The organism is Vibrio sp. SBT000027, from assembly GCF_963894355.1.
Lineage (GTDB): Bacteria > Pseudomonadota > Gammaproteobacteria > Enterobacterales > Vibrionaceae > Vibrio > Vibrio splendidus.
This window is the reverse complement of sequence record NZ_CAWQGD010000004.1, coordinates 838268-856310: the sequence shown is the minus strand read 5'-3', so window position 1 is coordinate 856310 and position 18043 is coordinate 838268. Positions and strand designations below refer to the sequence as shown.

Annotated in this window: 14 protein-coding genes; 6 read left to right on the top strand and 8 right to left on the bottom strand. The window is 44.3% G+C overall.

Annotated elements, in window-relative coordinates; genetic code table 11:
- Positions 1-5 precede the first annotated feature (5 nt).
- From plsX to yceD, 3 genes are read right to left on the bottom strand one after another with little or no spacing between them, the layout of a single operon-like run.
- Complete coding sequence (gene plsX / locus AACU28_RS13780; RefSeq protein WP_017062152.1) at positions 6-1031, bottom strand: phosphate acyltransferase PlsX; 1026 nt, start codon at positions 1029-1031, stop codon at positions 6-8.
- Positions 1032-1040: 9 nt separating this feature from the next.
- Positions 1041-1211, bottom strand: coding sequence for a 50S ribosomal protein L32 (gene rpmF, locus AACU28_RS13775; protein ID WP_004737376.1), 171 nt, complete (start codon positions 1209-1211; stop codon positions 1041-1043).
- A 44-nt stretch (positions 1212-1255) separates the two neighbouring features.
- A complete protein-coding gene (yceD, locus tag AACU28_RS13770) occupies positions 1256-1783 on the bottom strand; it encodes a 23S rRNA accumulation protein YceD (RefSeq protein WP_004733994.1) in 528 nt (175 codons plus the stop codon).
- Positions 1784-1932: 149 nt separating this feature from the next.
- On the opposite strand from yceD, the gene AACU28_RS13765 reads away from it, so the two are divergent.
- Positions 1933-2514: a Maf family protein gene (locus AACU28_RS13765; RefSeq protein ID WP_121603072.1), complete on the top strand. Its 582-nt coding sequence runs from the start codon at positions 1933-1935 to the stop codon at positions 2512-2514.
- Positions 2515-2795: 281 nt separating this feature from the next.
- On the opposite strand, the gene rluC is transcribed toward AACU28_RS13765, so the two are convergent.
- On the bottom strand, positions 2796-3740 hold the full coding sequence (gene rluC / locus AACU28_RS13760) for a 23S rRNA pseudouridine(955/2504/2580) synthase RluC (protein WP_017088582.1): 945 nt from the start codon (positions 3738-3740) through the stop codon (positions 2796-2798).
- 618 nt (positions 3741-4358) lie between these two features.
- On the opposite strand from rluC, the gene rne reads away from it, so the two are divergent.
- A complete protein-coding gene (gene rne / locus AACU28_RS13755; RefSeq protein ID WP_121603071.1) occupies positions 4359-7517 on the top strand; it encodes a ribonuclease E in 3159 nt (1052 codons plus the stop codon).
- A 258-nt stretch (positions 7518-7775) separates the two neighbouring features.
- A complete protein-coding gene (locus AACU28_RS13750) occupies positions 7776-9323 on the top strand; it encodes a SulP family inorganic anion transporter (RefSeq protein WP_004733998.1) in 1548 nt (515 codons plus the stop codon).
- 111 nt (positions 9324-9434) lie between these two features.
- Here the strand turns inward: AACU28_RS13750 and AACU28_RS13745 are convergent, their stop codons facing one another.
- Entirely contained in the window at positions 9435-9884 is a 450-nt protein-coding gene (locus AACU28_RS13745) for a low molecular weight protein-tyrosine-phosphatase (RefSeq protein ID WP_121603070.1), read from the bottom strand.
- Between the two features lie 84 nt (positions 9885-9968).
- Here AACU28_RS13745 and cobO point away from each other — a divergent pair, with 84 nt between their 5' ends.
- Positions 9969-10574, top strand: a complete 606-nt coding sequence (gene cobO / locus AACU28_RS13740) for a cob(I)yrinic acid a,c-diamide adenosyltransferase (protein WP_029224603.1) — start codon at positions 9969-9971, stop codon at positions 10572-10574.
- A gap of 235 nt (positions 10575-10809) precedes the next feature.
- On the opposite strand, the gene AACU28_RS13735 is transcribed toward cobO, so the two are convergent.
- The 3 genes from AACU28_RS13735 to apbC form a co-directional block, all read right to left on the bottom strand.
- Positions 10810-12936, bottom strand: coding sequence for an AsmA family protein (locus AACU28_RS13735; protein WP_017095946.1), 2127 nt, complete (start codon positions 12934-12936; stop codon positions 10810-10812).
- Between the two features lie 106 nt (positions 12937-13042).
- Positions 13043-13684 carry a uridine kinase gene (gene udk / locus AACU28_RS13730; RefSeq protein ID WP_004734002.1) on the bottom strand — a complete coding sequence of 214 codons (642 nt, stop codon included), beginning with the start codon at positions 13682-13684 and terminating at the stop codon, positions 13043-13045.
- A gap of 258 nt (positions 13685-13942) precedes the next feature.
- On the bottom strand, positions 13943-15019 hold the full coding sequence (gene apbC / locus AACU28_RS13725) for an iron-sulfur cluster carrier protein ApbC (RefSeq protein WP_017078118.1): 1077 nt from the start codon (positions 15017-15019) through the stop codon (positions 13943-13945).
- A 158-nt stretch (positions 15020-15177) separates the two neighbouring features.
- Here apbC and metG point away from each other — a divergent pair, with 158 nt between their 5' ends.
- A complete protein-coding gene (gene metG, locus AACU28_RS13720; RefSeq protein WP_017084023.1) occupies positions 15178-17238 on the top strand; it encodes a methionine--tRNA ligase in 2061 nt (686 codons plus the stop codon).
- A gap of 221 nt (positions 17239-17459) precedes the next feature.
- Entirely contained in the window at positions 17460-17939 is a 480-nt protein-coding gene (locus AACU28_RS13715) for a YehS family protein (protein ID WP_017084024.1), read from the top strand.
- The last annotated feature ends 104 nt before the right edge of the window (positions 17940-18043 follow it).

Below are 18043 nucleotides of genomic sequence, written 5' to 3'. Positions count from 1 at the left end.
GAAGACTAATAATGCCTCTCGAGTAAAACCGCTTCCAAACGATCGCTAATGCGGCTGGGGACTTGTCGTTTGACCTCGTGTACTGCTTCACCAATCGCGTTGACGACTGCAGACACATCAGCACTTCCATGACTTTTAATGACAATGCCGCGCAATCCTAACAAACTTGCGCCGTTATACTGGTCGGGGTTCAAGGTTTTTAATTCAGTAAATAGCTCAGAAAACAACATTCTGGCGATCCAACCCTTTATTGTTGAAGCCATCATGCGCGTTTTTAGCTTATCAATAAAGAGCTGAGCCGTACCTTCGCACGTTTTTAAGCAGACATTGCCCACAAAACCATCACATACGACGACATCAGCAGCATCTTGAAGTAATTGATTACCTTCAATATAGCCTATGAAGTTCACAGACTGAGTATTAGACAACATTTCCGCGCATCGTTTCACAAGGTCATTGCCTTTGATTTCTTCTGCACCGATATTCAAGATAGCGACACGTGGAGCGCGACCTAAATGTTGTTCTGCCAATGCACTGCCCATTACAGCAAACTGAAACAGTGAATCTGCGTCACTAGAAACGTTCGCTCCTAAATCAAGCATCCATGTACGATTGCCAGAAGCAGTAGGCAAAGCTGAAACCAATGCAGGCCTATCAATACCGGGAAGGAGTTTAAGTCTGAAACGAGATAACGCCATCAGTGCACCAGTGTTACCACCACTCACACAAGCATCAGCCTGTGATTCGGCAACCAGATCGATAGCAGCACGCATAGAACTACCTTGACTATTACGTAAGGCTAGTGAAGGTTTTTCAGAATTGGAAATGACTCGATCACAATGCTGGATACTCAAACGAGAATCAGGCATTCGACCTAATGAAGATAATTGAGATGTGATCGCATTTCGATCACCTATGAGAATGACTTTTAGCTCTGGGAAATACGACAGTGCCTGCACGGCGGCAGGCACTGTTACACGAGGACCGAAGTCCCCGCCCATTGCATCAAGCGCAACGGTTAGATTTTGCAAAGGTCAACCTTACTTGTTGATAACCTTTTTGCCGCGGTAGAAACCTTCGGCAGTCACGTTGTGACGTAGGTGAGTTTCACCTGAAGTTGCGTCTACAGAAAGTGCAGCTGTAGTTAGCGCATCGTGTGAACGACGCATGCCACGCATTGAACGTGATTTCTTGCTCTTTTGTACGGCCATTGACCCTACTCCTATGTAAATTCTTAAAGATACTTATTAATAAGTTACTTCTTTAAGTTTTTTAAAACATCAAATGGATTCGGCTTTTTATCTTCCTCAATTTCTTCAGGAAGTTCACCAAACACCAAGTTATTTGAGTTAACGCTACATTTCGCATCGTCGTGCATTGCTATTTGTGGCAATCCAAGGATGAACTCGTCTTCAACTAATTGAATCAGGTCTAACTCACCGTACTCGTTCAGATCTACCAAATCGTACTCTTCCGGTGCTTCCTCTTCACTTTTCTCGCTGTAAACAGGAGTATAAGTAAATTGGACATCGCACTCATGTGCGAAAACCTCATTACAACGTTGACACTCTAAATCGACTTCGACGTTAGCTTTACCAGAGATAACGACTAATCGTTGTTCATCAAGCCCAAATGACATTGAGACTTGCGCGTCACGTTTTACGCCTTCAGTTGTTTCAGTTAAACGCTTCAAAAGACTGACTTGAATGATACCATCCATATCGAGTCGTTTTTGAGCCGTTCTTGCCGGATCAACTGTACGCGGTATTTTTTCCTTTTGCATAGGGCGCGAATCTTATCTTCCAAATCGTGTTTAGTCAAAGGAAATGGCAAAAAAAATGTACTTTCCTACCTTTCCTGTTCAGAGCATTATGAATAGCAGGATAAGTTACGTTATCCTGAACTAAATGCTTACACGAATTGTAAATTAAAATGAGAAATTACCAACTAGTTTTAGCTTCTACATCTCCATTTAGGCAAGAGATCCTCAAAAAACTACAGTTAGACTTTGTCACAGCGAAGCCTGACTGCAATGAAACACCACTTCCAGAAGAGACACCTCAACAGTTAGTGATGCGTCTTGCCGACACAAAAGCCAAGTCTTGTACTGTCGAACAACCAAGCCTAGTGATTGGTTCCGATCAAGTGTGTGTGATTGATGGAGAAATCATTGGTAAACCACACACTCGTGAAAAAGCGATTGAGCAGCTATCTCGCCAAAGCGGCAAAAGCATCACTTTCTATACTGGGATAACCATATGGAACAGCGAAACCAATAAAGCCGACACTCGCTTAGATACCTTCATCGTACATTTCCGTGATTTAACACAGCAGCAAATCATTTCTTATGTTGAGAAAGAACAGCCTTATTACTGCGCAGGCAGCTTTATGTGTGAAGGGTTAGGTATCGCGCTATTTAAACAGATGGAAGGTAAAGACCCGAATACCTTGATCGGTTTACCTCTGATCGATCTGGTTGATATGTTAGAAGCGCAAGGAATGAGCGTACTATAATGGATACTCTCTCTTTGTTAGAGATTCCCTACTCCTTCCTTCGTCAGTCTAGGGAATGACGAAGATAGCCACATTATCCAATCAGCTCATGATGTAGAACCTGACTTTAAAAAGTCGTCATCCTCAAGAGCGAGGAAAGAGCGAGTTGAGGATCTTCTACAACAGATGAAAACAAAAAAGGTTGACGAATTTCGTCAACCTTTTTTGTTAATAGATAAGTAAGGCTAGAAACAGCTAACCCTTTCGTATCTAGTATCTAGTATCTCGTATCTCGTATCTTCTTAAAGCTTACGTAGACCAGTGAGTGCTCTCTCTAGCCTTTTTTCCATTGGAGCCGAGATATCTATCTTCTCTTCGCTACCTGGGTGGGTAAACTTAATGTTGGCGGCATGTAAGAACAAACGATTCAATCCTACTTTACCCGTGTAAGCATCAAAACGACGATCACCGTAACGGTCGTCCCAAGCAATTGGGTGGCCAGTATACTGAGCATGTACGCGAATTTGGTGCGTACGGCCGGTAATTGGGCTTGCCTGAACTAACGTCGCATCTTGGAATTTTTCCAAAACCTTAAAACGAGTTTCAGAAGCCTTACCATTCGGGTTAACGCGAACAATACTGTTTACTTCATTTTTCAATAAAGGGGCATTAACCACTTTACAGCTGTTCTTCCATTCGCCCATCACTAAAGCGAAGTAGTATTTTTGAACCGTTTTTTCACGGAACTGTGCTTGAAGGTGTCTTAGCGCTGAGCGCTTCTTAGCAACAAGCAAAATGCCAGACGTATCTCTATCAATACGGTGCACTAATTCAAGAAAACGAGCATCAGGGCGAAGTGCACGCAATGCTTCAATCGCGCCAAACTTTAGCCCGCTACCACCATGAACCGCAGTTCCTGATGGTTTATTCAGAATCAGCATGTGATCATCTTCATAAATGATGCACTGTTCTAATTCAGAAACCTTATTGAGTTTCGTGCTTGGCACGTTCTCTTCTGTTTTCTCTTCAATAGTGACTGGCGGGATACGAACTAAATCACCTGCTTTTAGTTTGTATTCAGCCTTGATGCGTTTTTTGTTTACGCGGACTTCGCCTTTACGCACGATTCGGTAAATCATGCTTTTCGGGATGTTTTTTAATTGGTTGCGTAAGAAGTTATCAATACGCTGACCAGCCATATCTTCGTCAATGTCGACAAATTGGACTTGGGTTCTAATTTCGCTCATTGGGCCATTGTATCACTGTCACTTTTGATAATTGAGATTTTCTTAACCCTATTCTGAACTTATTTATCTATAATCCCTGCCGATCTATCCCTAAAAGGTCATTGAAGTTCTATATTTCTTTGATTCTTCGAACAAAAAAGCACCAAGCTTCCTGCAAATTAAAATATCAATTGATAAATTATTTATAGACAGTGAGTTAGAGCTATCAAAACCCAAACAAAAACTGTTTTTTTTACCGCATTACGACAAAGCAGATTGCTGTGTTTACCGACCACTGCTATAGTTCACAGCTGCTATCAATGGATTGACTAATATTTAAACAGCTAACCATTCATAAGCAAGTAAATGAGTAGATGACTCAGATTAGACAGTGCTGCAATCGGCGTAAGACACGGTCAACTGAGTTCCTTATCGCTCTACTCACGTACACTCATGTTGAGTATTCACCGCCACATCGCGGATCATAGGCTAACTCCCTATGATGACTGACGTGCCCCAGAGCATCCCTACTCCAGCCGGGAGGCTGCACCGATAAAGCCATGGGATCTGGCACCATGAGAAACGAATAAAGCGATAAGACCAATGATGAAAATAAGAAAAGACAATGAGAATTTCTAAATGAAAAGAATGTTAATTAACGCAACTCAAAAAGAAGAGTTGCGTGTCGCTTTGGTTGATGGCCAGCGACTGTTCGATCTAGATATCGAAAGTCCAGGTCACGAGTCAAAGAAAGCGAATATCTACAAAGGACGTATTACCCGTATTGAACCAAGCCTAGAAGCGGCATTTGTTGATTACGGCGCAGAACGTCACGGTTTCCTCCCTCTTAAAGAAATTGCCCGCGAATACTTCCCTGAAGGTTATACATACCAAGGCCGTCCTAGCATTAAAGAAGTGCTAAGAGAAGGACAAGAAGTAATCGTACAAGTTGAGAAAGAAGAACGTGGTAGCAAAGGCGCTGCACTGACAACTTTCATCTCTTTGGCTGGTAGTTACTTAGTTCTTATGCCTAATAACCCTCGTGCTGGCGGTATTTCTCGTCGTATCGAAGGTGATGAACGCACTCAACTGAAAGCAGCATTAAGCACTCTTGAGCTTCCTCAAGGCATGGGCTTAATCGTGCGTACAGCAGGTGTTGGCAAAAGTGCAGAAGAGCTAGAGTGGGACTTGAATGTTCTATTGAATCACTGGGGCGCTATTAAGCAAGCTTCTGATTCAAATGCAGCTCCTTTCCTTATTCACCAAGAAAGTAACGTTATCGTTCGTGCGATTCGTGACTATCTACGTCGTGATATTGGCGAGATTCTAATCGACAGCAATACTATTTTTGAACGTGCACAAGCGCACATTCAATTAATACGCCCAGATTTCATGAATCGCGTTAAGAAATACGATGGTGAAGTGCCACTATTTAGCCATTACCAGATTGAAAGCCAGATCGAATCAGCTTTCCAACGTGAAGTTCGTCTTCCGTCTGGTGGTTCTATCGTGATCGACCCAACAGAAGCTCTAACTTCTATCGATATCAACTCTGCTCGTGCAACAAAGGGCAGCGATATTGAAGAAACAGCGCTAAACACTAACCTAGAAGCAGCCGATGAAATTGCACGTCAATTACGTCTACGTGACCTAGGTGGTCTTGTTGTTATCGACTTCATCGATATGACTCCGGTTCGCCACCAACGCGAAGTTGAAAGCCGTCTACGTGACGCCGTTCGTTTAGATCGTGCGCGTGTTCAGATTGGTCGTATTTCTCGCTTTGGTCTTCTAGAGATGTCTCGTCAACGTTTGAGCCCATCACTAGCAGAAGCAAGCCACCACATTTGTCCTCGTTGTACAGGTACTGGTGTTGTTCGTGATAACGAATCTCTAGCACTTTCTGTTCTACGTTTGATTGAAGAAGAAGCTCTGAAAGACAACACAGCACAAGTACTTGCTGTTGTGCCTGTTCCAATCGCCTCTTACCTTCTGAACGAAAAACGTCGCTCAGTAAACCACATCGAGAAGAACCAAGAAGTTAAGATTACTGTTGTTCCTAACTCTGACATGGAAACACCACACTTTGAGGTTATCCGTGTTCGTGAAGGTGAAGAGTTCGATCTACTCTCTTACTTGCTGCCTACCAAGCTAGAAGCTTTAAAAGAAGCAGAAAGCAAAGAACCAGTAGAACAGACTATTCGTCCTAAGAAGATCGAAGAGCCTGCTCTGAAAGGTTTCGCGGCTCCAGCTCAATCAGCACCTACTCCTGCACCAGCTCCTAAAGCTGTTGAAGAGAAGAAAGTTGAACCAGCTGCAACGCAAGAACCTAGCCTAATTGGTCGTTTCTTCAAAGCTATCGGTAGCTTCTTATTTGGCTCTTCAACTCAAGAAGAGAAGAAAGAAGAAGAGAAGCAAGAAGAAAAACCTAAGAACAATCGCAACAACGGTAACCGTCAACGCCGTGATCGTAACGACAACCGCCGTCGTAACCAACGTGGTGACCGCGGCGAACAACGTAACGAACGTGGTGACAATCGCAACGAAAACCGTGACAACAAACGCCGTCGTAAACCTGTACGTGATGAGAAACCTGAAGAGCAAAAAGAAGCAGCTCCACAGCAAACTCGTCAGCCTCGTAAGCCTAAGCAAGATCGTCGCAATAAGCCACGTGATGAGCAGAAGCAACAGGAAGAGCAAGTACCATCTAAATTAGCAGAAGAAGGTCTACAGCTAGCGGCAGAAGCTCAAGCTGATAAACCAGAAGCGCCAAAGGCGAAGCCTGAAGCAAAAGCTGTGAAAATTAAAGAGCGTCGTCAACGTCGTAAGCTGAACAAACTGGTTCGAGTTAAAGACCAGCAAGCTCAAGCAGAAGCTGACAACAATGCCGATAACGCTTCAAAAGAGCAAAAGGCACAAACAGCAAATCACGAACAAGCTGTGGCTCAAGAGCAAAAAGTTGTGGAACAAGTAGAAGCAACTCAAGTAAATGCTGAGCAAACAGAACAGGAAGAGCCGAAGCAACGTCGTAACCGTCGTTCTCCACGTCACCTACGTGCAAGTGGTCAACGTCGTCGTCGCGGTCGTGATCGTCGCCCTAACCCATTCCGCCTACGTAAAGGTGGTGTAGCTTCTCCTGAGATGGCTATGGGTAAAGTGATGCCTCGCTTCATTCCAAAACCTCACCACAATCAGACAAAACCTGAAGTGGCTGAAATGGACGTTGCTGTTGAAGCTCAAGTTGCTACTGAAACTCAAGTTGCTGTTCAGGCTCAAGAGCAAAATACAGCTCAAGAGAATGCACCTCAAAGCAACGTAGTGATGGCTGGCGGTTTTGCTTGTCCTGAATTAGCTATGGGTAAAGTAATCATCTCTCGTGAAGACGCGGTTGTTGCTGAAGAAACTCGCTCTGAAGCTCAGGTAACTGAAGCTCCTGTAGTCGTTGAAGAAGCACCAGTGGTCGTTGAAACTGAGAAAGTTGAAGCTCCAGTGATTGTAGAATCGACGAAAGTCGAAGCGGCTGTTGCAGTAGAAGAGACAACACCAGTTGTTGAAGCTGAAAGTGCAAAAGTTGAAGAAGCGCCTGTTGTAAAAGCAGAAGCTCCTCAAGCTGCACCAAAAGCAACGGTTGCTAAGAAGCAAGCAGGCTCACCAATGACTAAAGCTCCTGGTCCACAAGAGATCAAAGAGATTGAAGTTGTTGCAGCTCCGTTCCGCGCTGAGCGTTTTGTACCGAAAGGTGCAGGTAGTCAGGCAGCGTCGAACCAAGCTGGCGCAGGTATGACTAAGCCAAACTACTAGCGATTACTGATAGATAATCACAAGTAAATAGAATCAAAGGCTGCTTATTAAAGCAGCCTTTTTCATATCTACTAATCGAATAAAAATTAACAGATATATTACTCAAAGTTAGGTTCAACCTTGAACTTAGTCACATTTTTGGGTAGCATTCGCGCACTTATCTTTTCGACACTTCGCTATTGCCGCTCTTTTCCATCACTGTTTGGCTACGCAATACACTCGTGTCGGTAAATCCATTTTTAGCATAGCTGAGCAAACATGTTCGAATTCCCACAATTTTCAAAGCACTCTGTAAAGAATGACGTGCTTTCAGGTCTTACAGTAGCCCTAGCTCTGGTACCTGAAGCCGTAGCATTCGCCTTTGTTGCTGGCGTTGACCCAATGGTTGGTCTTTACGCAGCATTCATCGTAGGTTTAATCACTTCCGTTTTCGGTGGTCGTCCAGGTATGATTTCTGGTGCAACTGGCGCAATGGCCGTTGTAATGGTGAGCCTAGTGGCAACCCATGGCGTTCAATACCTATTCGCAGCCGTTATGCTGGCTGGCCTTCTGCAAATTGCAGCGGGTGTATTCAAGTTAGGTAAATTTATCCGTATCGTTCCACACCCAGTAATGATTGGTTTCGTGAACGGTTTGGCAATTGTGATCTTCCTAGCTCAGCTTGGTCAATTTAAAGCGCCAGACGTAACGGGTGCATTAACTTGGTTACCAAGCGGTCAAATGACACTGATGTTAGGCCTAGTCGCACTCACTATGGGTATCATCCACTTCCTACCTAAACTCACTACAGCAGTACCTTCTTCATTGGTAGCTATTGTAACGGTAACGGCTTTGGTTGTAGGCCTTGATCTTGAAACTCGTACTGTTGTTGACTTCCTACGTACTATGTCTGGTGACGAAGCCGCTACGCTAGCGGGCTCTCTACCAACGTTCTCTATTCCTGCAGTTCCGTTTTCTTTCGAGACACTTCAGATCATCCTGCCATACGCAATTATCCTTGCAGCTATCGGCCTGATCGAGTCTCTACTGACACTAACGGTACTAGACGAAATGACAAACACTCGTGGCCAATCTAACCGTGAATGTGTTGGTCAAGGTATGGCTAACGTAACGTGTTCTGTATTCGGTGCGATGGGTGGTTGTGCGATGATCGGTCAATCGATGATCAACGTAAACTCAGGCGGTCGTGGTCGTCTTTCAGGTATCGTAGCGGCAGTCGCACTACTGATGTTCATCCTGTTTGGTTCTGCACTGATTGAAATGATTCCTCTAGCAGCACTTGTGGGCGTAATGTTCATGGTTGTTATCGGTACGTTTGAATGGGCAACCTTCAAGCTTGCGCGTCGCGTTCCTAAGCAAGATTTCTTCGTTATCGTTCTGGTTACCGTGGTAACAGTACTAACGGACCTTGCGGTCGCTGTTGGTGTGGGTGTTGTTGCTTCGGCACTAATGTTCGCATGGCAACATGCTAAACACATCTACGCAGACAAATCAGTTAACGCTGAAGGCTCTAAAGAGTACAAAGTTAACGGCCCAATCTTCTTTGGTTCAACCGCTAACTTCCTTGAGTTGTTTGACGCATACAACGATCCACAAGATGTTATCGTTGATTTCGCAAACTCACGCGTAACAGACCACTCTGCAATTGAAGCGATCGACACGATTGCTGACCGTTACGCTGCACTAGGTAAAACACTTCACCTTCGCCACCTAAGCCAAGACTGTGTTGCTATGCTGCACAAAGCCGGTAGCTTAGTTGAAGCGAACGTTGCAGAAGACCCAATCTACAAAGTAATGTCTAAGTAAGCTTAGTCATGGCTTAAAGCTAGATTTAGAAAGGCCGACATTCGATGTCGGCCTTTTTTATATCGATGAACCTTGATACTTTATCGCCCAACCAAGAACACAGCCTCTACGCTACATTGAACGCAGTATCGCTTCGCTAGACTCTTCGATTAAATCCAACACCAACTCAAAGCCATTTCCCTCACCATAATAAGGATCCGGTATCTCTTGATATTGTGACTCTCCAAAGCTCAAGAATAGCGCAAGTTTGTATTGAAGGTGGGCTGGGCACTGATTCGTTAAATCATCTAAATTCGCCTGATCTGCGGCTAGTATTAAATCAAACTCATCAAAATCATGCATCACTACCTTGCGAGACGTAATACCTTTGAAGCTGTAGCCACGATTTTCACCTGCTGACTTAGAACGTGAATCTGGTGGGTTACCTTGATGAAAGCCAATCGTCCCCGCGGAGTCGACCGTTACATCAATATCCATCTGTTGAGCTTTCTTTCTAAGCACCGCTTCACCTGTTGGCGAACGACAAATATTCCCCATGCAAACAACGAGTATCTTTTTCATCCGTAATCACCTGTTCTTCCGATGGTTTTTGCTATCGTTAAGTTAGGCTATGATAGGCGCAATCACAACTTAAAAGGATTTGTTATGTCGACCGAAGACAACAAAGAACAACGCCATAAAGCAAGACAACAGAAAGTAAAAGAACAAGTTGATGCACGAGTGGCTGCAGCACAAGAAGTGAAAGGCCTGTTATTGGTTATCACTGGTAACGGTAAAGGTAAATCAACATCCGGATTTGGCACCATCACTCGTGCCGTCGGTCACGGTAAGAAGTGTGCAGTCGCTCAGTTTGTGAAAGGAACTTGGGACAACGGCGAAAAAAACGTTCTCCAAAAGCTAGATGTTGAATTCCAAGTAATGGGGACTGGCTTTACATGGGAAACCCAAGACAAAACAAAAGATATTGAAGCCGCACAACGTATCTGGAAAGAATGTCAGCGTATGTTGGCTGATGAGTCCATTGACGTGATTCTGTTTGATGAGCTGACTTACATGGTGAGCTATGGCTACATCGAGCTAGATGAAGTGGTAGAGGCTCTGAATAACCGTCCTAAAATGCAGTCAGTAATCATTACTGGCCGTGGCGCGCACCGTACTCTTACAGAGATGGCGGATACGGTATCTGAAGTCCGTAACGTGAAACACGCTTTCGAATCGGGTGTTAAAGCACTGCAAGGTGTCGACTGGTAATCACATTCAACTAGAGATCCCCGACTCGGTCATTCTTCCCTCTCGGGGGTGACGACCACTAGACTGTCACGTACTTGAACAAAGCACGACAACCTATCGTCATTCCCTAGAACGAGGAACGAGTCTCATAGGGAGTCTCTTTGCTTACTAAGCCCGGATAATAATCAGCACCCAAACAAAAGCGCCACTCCTACAACAGGAATGGCGCTTCTTTTATATGCGAGTTAGGTAAAGATTAGTTAAAGAAACCTTTCAACAAACCGTCAACCGCTTCTTTGGTCTTCTCGTCTTTGATCTTATCCGTTAGCTTATTCACACCACGGTCGATCTCTTTTTGTGCTTTTTGCTTCAACACATCATCAAAAACAAGCGCAAATTTCGGGTCAGCCCATTGGCCTGTTACCTTAATTGGGATGGTCACATCTTTCAGGTCATCAATGTTCTTACCGCCCTGACCTTCAAGCGAACCAACAATCGATGTACGTACAAGGAAGTCGACCGTTTCATTAATGAAGTTTGCTTTACCTTGACCTGTCACGCGTAGCAGTGGTGACTGTGCCGATAAGTCGTTCGTTGAAACCCAACCTTTGTCGACCTTCAGTGTCGCTTTCATTGCACTGAAGTCCGTTTTTTGAGCTTCATTTGTGCTTTCAACTTTTTCGCCTTTGATCTTAGCGTAGTTTTCTCGAATCAATTGAGCAACGTTGATGCCATTCACCGCACCATCTTCAAAGTTAATCACGATAGTACCGACTAGGTTCTTCTTGATTCCTGTTGGCGTCAGGCTCTTACCTTTAACGTTAACATCGATATTACCGGTACCTTCCAGCATGTCGTTGTTCGCTACATCAACCAGTAACGGTTGAACCTTCACACCTCTAATTTTCTTCTTAGCCGTGTAAGTCGCTGGTGTTTTACGAGCGTCTAGCTTAGCGGTCGCAGAAATAGAACCTTGGTAAAGATTCGATGTGAATGAGGTTAGCTCTGCGATACCACGGTTAACCGAAAATGCCGTTTTAACATTCTGCATCTTCGCGTTGTTCGCCTTGAACTTATCAATCGTGATGTCACCTTTCACGTCTAACGTTTTCAGAGCCGACAGATCAGGTTCTACTTCTTTAGCAGGAGCTGAACTACCAGAGTTTGACGTTGAGCCACCAGCAGAACCAGAAGGAGCTGTGCTCGCTGTTTCTGTTGTATTGCCTAAGCCTAAGAACTCGTCCAAGTCGATATTCGGGCTATGAAGAGAGAAACGAACCTTTGGTATTTCAGATAGGGTTACGTCTGCTTTACCGTCTAAAGCAATAGCGTTAGCTTGTAGCTTCTCTAACACAAAGCTCAGGTGGCTCTTATTAAGATCGAAGCTTAAATCAGACAGCATGTCGACTTTCATTGGAGACTGAGGAAGCGTGTCACCTTTGAATGTTGAATCTAACGTTAGCTTATTCAGCGTTACTTTTGAAATCGCGCTATCAACCGTAAGTTCACCGCCACCTTTAAGATCAAGGTCAAGGCCAGCCGCATTGCCGATTACAGCGTAAGTCAGTTGGTTTACCTTATCGAACTCAAACGTATTCAAACCAATCTTTGCTGACTCAATCGACGTTGCTGGATCATTGAACTTAGCGTTTAGGTCAATATTACGCAGTGCGTAACTTGCGAAGCCTTCCGCTAATTTGAATTCTGCACTGCCGTTTGCAGAGAACTTCTGTTGGTTGTTTTCACCAGAAGCCGCAAACGTCGCGGTTGTCCATGTATCAACGGCAAACTCAGAAAGGTTCAAAGACACATCGTATAGCTTAGTGAATGAACCTGCTTGCTTGTCGTCCATCTCAAACAATGCATTTGAAACAGTGACGCCTGCAAGGTTGATCGTCCAACCAGATGCGTCTGTAGCACTTTGCTCTTGAGGCGCAGGTGTTGATTCAGAACTTGCGTCGGCTACAGGCTCAGACTCTTGAGGAGCTGATGCTTGCGTTAGCGCGTCGATATTCTTACGACCATCTTTAAGCGTTTCTAAATAGAATTCTGCACCATCTAGAGTAATGTTGCCGATCTCTAGTTGGTTGCTAAATAGCGGGGTAACCGAAACATCAACGCCAACGGTATCAACCTTAAACAGGTTTGGTTGGGTGAATCCTTCAGGGTTACGTAATTCAGTTTGACCAAGTTCGAAGCCAATAGATGGGAAGAATTGCCAGCTGATATCGCCCTCGATCACGAGCTCTAGGCCTGTGTGTTTTTGGGCTTGTTCGACAATTAATGGCTTAAATTGGTTAGGGTTCACTAACAGCACTAGTGCCAGAATTGCTGCAACGACAACAAACACTGGTACAGCTATGAAAATGAGTAGTTTCTTCATCCGCATATTCCTTGCTTAGATTCCAAAAGAAAGTGGCACTATAAAAGTGCCACTGATTCGGTAAAAAATAAAGCTAAGTGAGTCACTTAGGCAAATTTTTATTCGATTAAGACTTCAACAACTTCGCAATGTGCGCTTTTAGCACGTCAATCGCAATACGGTTTTTACCACCACGAGGAACGATGATGTCTGCATGTTGTTTTGAAGGCTCGATAAACTGCATGAACATTGGACGTACTGTTTCTTGATATTGCTTAAGTACCGTGTCCATTGTACGACCACGTTCTTCTACATCACGCTTAACACGGCGTAGTAGACAGATGTCTAACGGTGTATCCATAAACACGCTTGCGTGCATTAGTTTACGAAGGCGTGGGTCTGTTAGAAGCAGAATACCTTCTAAAATGATCACTTTCTTAGGTGTAAGTGTAGTCGTTTCAGAAGTACGTGTGTGTTCTGTGTAGCTGTATTCAGGAACTTCTACCGCATTGCCACTCATTAGCTGCTGTAGGTGTTCACATAATAGATCATGATCCAGTGCATTTGGGTGATCGTAGTTAGTTTTAACACGCTCTTCCATACTCAAGTGGCTTTGGTCGCTGTAGTAGCAATCTTCCGTGATAACACCAATTTGATGGTCGCCTACTTTCTCGCGCAACTCATTATAAATTGTACTAGCAATCAGACTTTTTCCTGATGCTGAAGCGCCAGCGATACCTACGATGACACATTGATTATTATCAGACATTAATTTTGCACCCGATATGGTTTGGTGGTGGGAAGAGATAAACCGCCTGATTATAGGGGCTAAACAACATAGATTCTAGTCGCCATTCTAGCTAATTGCAGTCAAATTGATGTTATCTATACATTAAATGAATACAATCGTTTGCTTTAGAATAACTGGCGTACAACTATTTGCACAAACCCAACGGCTCTTTAGCCAAATACAAAAGCTATTTATCTCACCCAAACATTATTTATACGGCCTTAAGACTTATCTACTCTAATCAACCATAGAAAAGTTGATCGCTTCCGGTCTCGCTTTTCCCGTCCAGAACATTTTCGCAGCCACATTTTCAGCCAATTCTAGGTAATGACGAGTGTGTTCGCTGTCCGGGCGACGTATAACCGTTGGGCAACCCGCGTCGATGTCTTCTCGTACATCAATATGCAGTGGAATTTGCGCCAAAATATCGAGGAAGAACTCTTCCGACATGGCTTCTGCACCACCAGCACCGAAGATATGCTCTTTTTCGCCACAGTGACTACAAATATGGTAGCTCATGTTTTCCACTAAGCCTGCAACTGGCACGCTCACTTTATCGAACATCGCTACACCTTTACGTGCATCGGCTAAAGCCAAGTCTTGAGGAGTCGTCACGACTACCGCGCCCGTTACTGGGATCTGCTGTGAAAGCGTTAGCTGAATATCACCTGTGCCCGGTGGCATGTCGATAACAAGATAATCCAACTCTGGCCATACGGTTTCGTTAACAAGCTGACCTAAAGCCTTCGCTGCCATTGGGCCACGCCAGATTGCTGCATCATCTTTCGACACAAGATAGCCAATAGAATGAGTAAAAATGCCATGCGCCTCGATTGGCATCATCCATTTGTTGTTCTGTACTTCTGGCTTGGCATCCAACTGACCGAGCATCATAGGCACAGATGGACCATAGATATCCGCATCCAACAAGCCCACTTTTGAACCTGACTTAGATAACGCAAGCGCAAGGTTTACCGAAGTTGTCGATTTACCCACCCCACCCTTTGCTGACGTCACGGCGATAATGTTCTTAACGCCTTTCAATGGTGTTGCGACTGTAGTTTCTAGCGCAGACGGCTTCACTTTTACTTCAAACTGAAAAGTGCTGACAAGCTGTTGTTCAATCTGGGAGTGAATCCACTGTTCCAGTTCAACCGCGAGCTGATTAGCTGCAAAAGGCAAGGTAATGACAAATGACCCACGAGGATCAACCGATACTATATTTTGGTGTAGCGCCCACTCTGGGATGAGGATTGGTGACTCGAACTCATTCAACCATGAACAGAAATCTTGCTTAGAAGTAAAGTTACGCATTGGGGCTCCTTTTTTTATTTATGCTATCACCCACGAGATGAAGACTGAACCCCTAAAAAACTAGGGGAATCCTTTGTCTGATACCTTGGCGTATCACACGTTATAAAGTAGTATTACCTCTCAAAATTTATACCTATCAAAAAAGCGAATTATTAAGTATGGCAACTGATCCAAGACAACTTTTGGTAACTTGTGCGCTTCCGTACGCTAACGGCTCTATTCACCTTGGCCATATGCTTGAGCATATCCAAGCTGATATCTGGGTTCGATACCAGCGTCTGCGTGGCAACACTGTAAACTTCATCTGTGCTGACGATGCTCACGGCACGCCAATTATGCTTAAAGCTCAACAGATGGGTATCACGCCAGAAGAGATGATCGCTGCTGTTAGTGAAGAGCACCAAAAAGACTTCGCTGGCTTTGATATCAGCTTTGATAACTACCACAGCACACATAGCGAAGAGAACCGTGAACTGGCTTCTCACATCTATCTAGAACTTAAAAAGAACGGCTTCATTTCTAGCCGTACTATTTCTCAGCTTTTCGATCCTGAGAAAGAGATGTTCCTACCAGACCGCTTCGTAAAAGGTACTTGCCCTAAGTGTAAGTCAGAAGACCAGTATGGTGATAACTGTGATAACTGTGGTGAGACATACAGCCCAACTGAGCTAATTAACCCTAAATCAGCGGTTTCTGGCGCAACTCCAGTAATGAAAGATTCTGAGCACTTCTTCTTCGACCTACCTCAGTTCGAAAGCATGCTTAAAGAGTGGACTCGTTCTGGCTCTCTACAGAATGAAACTGCAAACAAAATGCAGGAATGGTTCGAGTCTGGTCTGCAACAGTGGGATATCTCACGTGATGCACCTTACTTCGGCTTCGAAATCCCAGGCGAGAAAAACAAATTCTTCTACGTATGGCTAGACGCTCCTGTTGGCTACATGGCTTCTTTCAAGAACCTATGTGACAAGCGTGACGATCTAAACTTTGACGAATACTGGAAGAAAGACAGCACAACTGAGCTTTACCACTTCATCGGTAAAGACATCGTTTACTTCCACAGCCTATTCTGGCCTGCAATGCTAGAAGGCGCTGGTTTCCGTAAGCCAAACAACGTATTCGTACACGGCTACGTAACGGTGAACGGTGCGAAGATGTCTAAGTCGAAAGGCACATTCATCAAAGCAAGCACGTACTTAAACCACCTAGACCCTGAGTGTCTACGCTACTACTACGCTGCGAAACTAAACAGCCGTATTGATGACCTTGACCTTAACCTTGAAGACTTCACTCAACGTGTAAACGCTGACGTCGTAAACAAGATTGTTAACCTAGCGTCTCGTAACGCTGGCTTCATCACGAAACGTTTTGAAGGCAAACTTGCTGCTGAATTTGCAGAACCTGAGCTATACAACGAATTCGTTGCTGCTGCTGAGCGTATCGGTCAGCTATACGAAACTCGTGAGTTCAGCCGCGCTATCCGTGAAATTACTGCACTAGCAGATAAAGCTAATCAGTACATTGACGAAAAAGCACCTTGGGTTCTTGCGAAAGAAGAAGGCAAAGAGAAAGAGCTTCAAGAAGTTTCTTCTGTCGGTATTAACCTATTCCGCGTGCTAATGGCTTACCTGAAACCAGTTATGCCAGAGCTTGCGGCTCGCACTGAGGCTTTCCTAAACGAAGAGCTAACGTGGGAAGCGATTGCTACACCGCTAACTGATCACGAAATCACTAAGTTCAAAGCGCTGTTTAGCCGTATTGATCCGAAGAAAGTGGAAGCAATGATCGAATCTTCTAAAGAAGATGCAGCCGCAGAAGCAGCTGCGAAAGAAAAAGCAGAAGCTGAAAAAGAGCAAGCAAGCCAAACTGAGCTAGACAAAGAGCCAATCGCAGACGAGATTGAGTTCGATGCCTTTGCAGCAGTCGATATGCGTATTGCTCGTATTATCTCATGTGAAGAAGTACCAAAAGCGAACAAACTACTGAAGTTCCAACTGGACATCGGTGGTGAAACTCGCCAAGTATTCTCTGGCATCAAGTCAGCATACAAACCTGAAGAGCTAGAAGGCAAGCTAACCGTAATGGTTGCAAACCTAAAACCTCGTAAGATGAAGTTTGGTATGTCTGAAGGCATGATCCTAGCCGCGGGCCCTGGTGGCAGCGACCTGTGGATCCTTGAGCCACACGAAGGTGCTCAACCTGGTATGCGTGTAATGTAATTCTGGCTTCAGTCAGATAACAAGCACTCATAGCGAAATCCCTAATGCACTTTTAACTTGAATGAGTTAATAAGCATTGGGGATTTTTTATATCTACCGAAAATAAGCGTTCTCTGTTAGAGTCGCCGTCAACTATGCTATGTAGAGTAGAAATTGGTTTGTCGACGATAACGGGCTAACCAACACCTCTTTACTCTCCAAACCCTTTTTAGGAATCCCCAGTGACTAACAACGAAATCTTGCGTCGTATTCAACACGCGCTAAACCTTAAAAATGCACAGATCATTAAAGCTATCGAGCAAGCTGATGTGACCGTTGCTCATGACCAAGTGATCAACTGGCTAAAAGAAGACAACGACAAGTCATGCTCTACGATGAAAGATAAAGAGTTAGCGGTATTCCTAAATGGTTTTATCAACCTTAAGCGTGGAAAAAAGGAGGGTGTTCAGCCTAAACCTGAAGTTGCTCTGACTAACAACATGATTTTCATGAAGCTGCGTATTGCGTTGAACATGAAAGCAGAAGATGTATTAGATATATTAGAAGTGGTAGGCATCAGCCTAAGTAAGTACGAAATTGGTGCCTACTTCCGTAAGCCAGAGAACAAGAACTACAAAGTATGTGAAGACCAACTACTTTGCGATTTTCTAAATGGCGTGCAATTTACTAACCGTCCAGACTCAGAAGAGTTTGCAGGGTAAGTTACTGCCTATTGATAAGTTTTCACCAACTATCGATAAATAAAAAGCGGCGAGATAATTTGATTATCTCGCCGCTTTTTCGTTTTCTTTACGTCGTTTACTTA

What these genes read in the sequence shown, in the direction of transcription:
- AACU28_RS13750 (WP_004733998.1), top strand. Translation starts at nt 7,776, where the DNA reads ATGTTCGAATTCCCACAATTTTCAAAGCACTCTGTAAAGAATGACGTG.
- apbC (WP_017078118.1), bottom strand. Translation starts at nt 15,019, where the DNA reads ATGCGTAACTTTACTTCTAAGCAAGATTTCTGTTCATGGTTGAATGAG.
- AACU28_RS13735 (WP_017095946.1), bottom strand. Translation starts at nt 12,936, where the DNA reads ATGAAGAAACTACTCATTTTCATAGCTGTACCAGTGTTTGTTGTCGTT.
- metG (WP_017084023.1), top strand. Translation starts at nt 15,178, where the DNA reads ATGGCAACTGATCCAAGACAACTTTTGGTAACTTGTGCGCTTCCGTAC.
- AACU28_RS13745 (WP_121603070.1), bottom strand. Translation starts at nt 9,884, where the DNA reads ATGAAAAAGATACTCGTTGTTTGCATGGGGAATATTTGTCGTTCGCCA.
- cobO (WP_029224603.1), top strand. Translation starts at nt 9,969, where the DNA reads ATGTCGACCGAAGACAACAAAGAACAACGCCATAAAGCAAGACAACAG.
- udk (WP_004734002.1), bottom strand. Translation starts at nt 13,684, where the DNA reads ATGTCTGATAATAATCAATGTGTCATCGTAGGTATCGCTGGCGCTTCA.
- rluC (WP_017088582.1), bottom strand. Translation starts at nt 3,740, where the DNA reads ATGAGCGAAATTAGAACCCAAGTCCAATTTGTCGACATTGACGAAGAT.
- rne (WP_121603071.1), top strand. Translation starts at nt 4,359, where the DNA reads ATGAAAAGAATGTTAATTAACGCAACTCAAAAAGAAGAGTTGCGTGTC.
- AACU28_RS13765 (WP_121603072.1), top strand. Translation starts at nt 1,933, where the DNA reads ATGAGAAATTACCAACTAGTTTTAGCTTCTACATCTCCATTTAGGCAA.
- rpmF (WP_004737376.1), bottom strand. Translation starts at nt 1,211, where the DNA reads ATGGCCGTACAAAAGAGCAAGAAATCACGTTCAATGCGTGGCATGCGT.
- yceD (WP_004733994.1), bottom strand. Translation starts at nt 1,783, where the DNA reads ATGCAAAAGGAAAAAATACCGCGTACAGTTGATCCGGCAAGAACGGCT.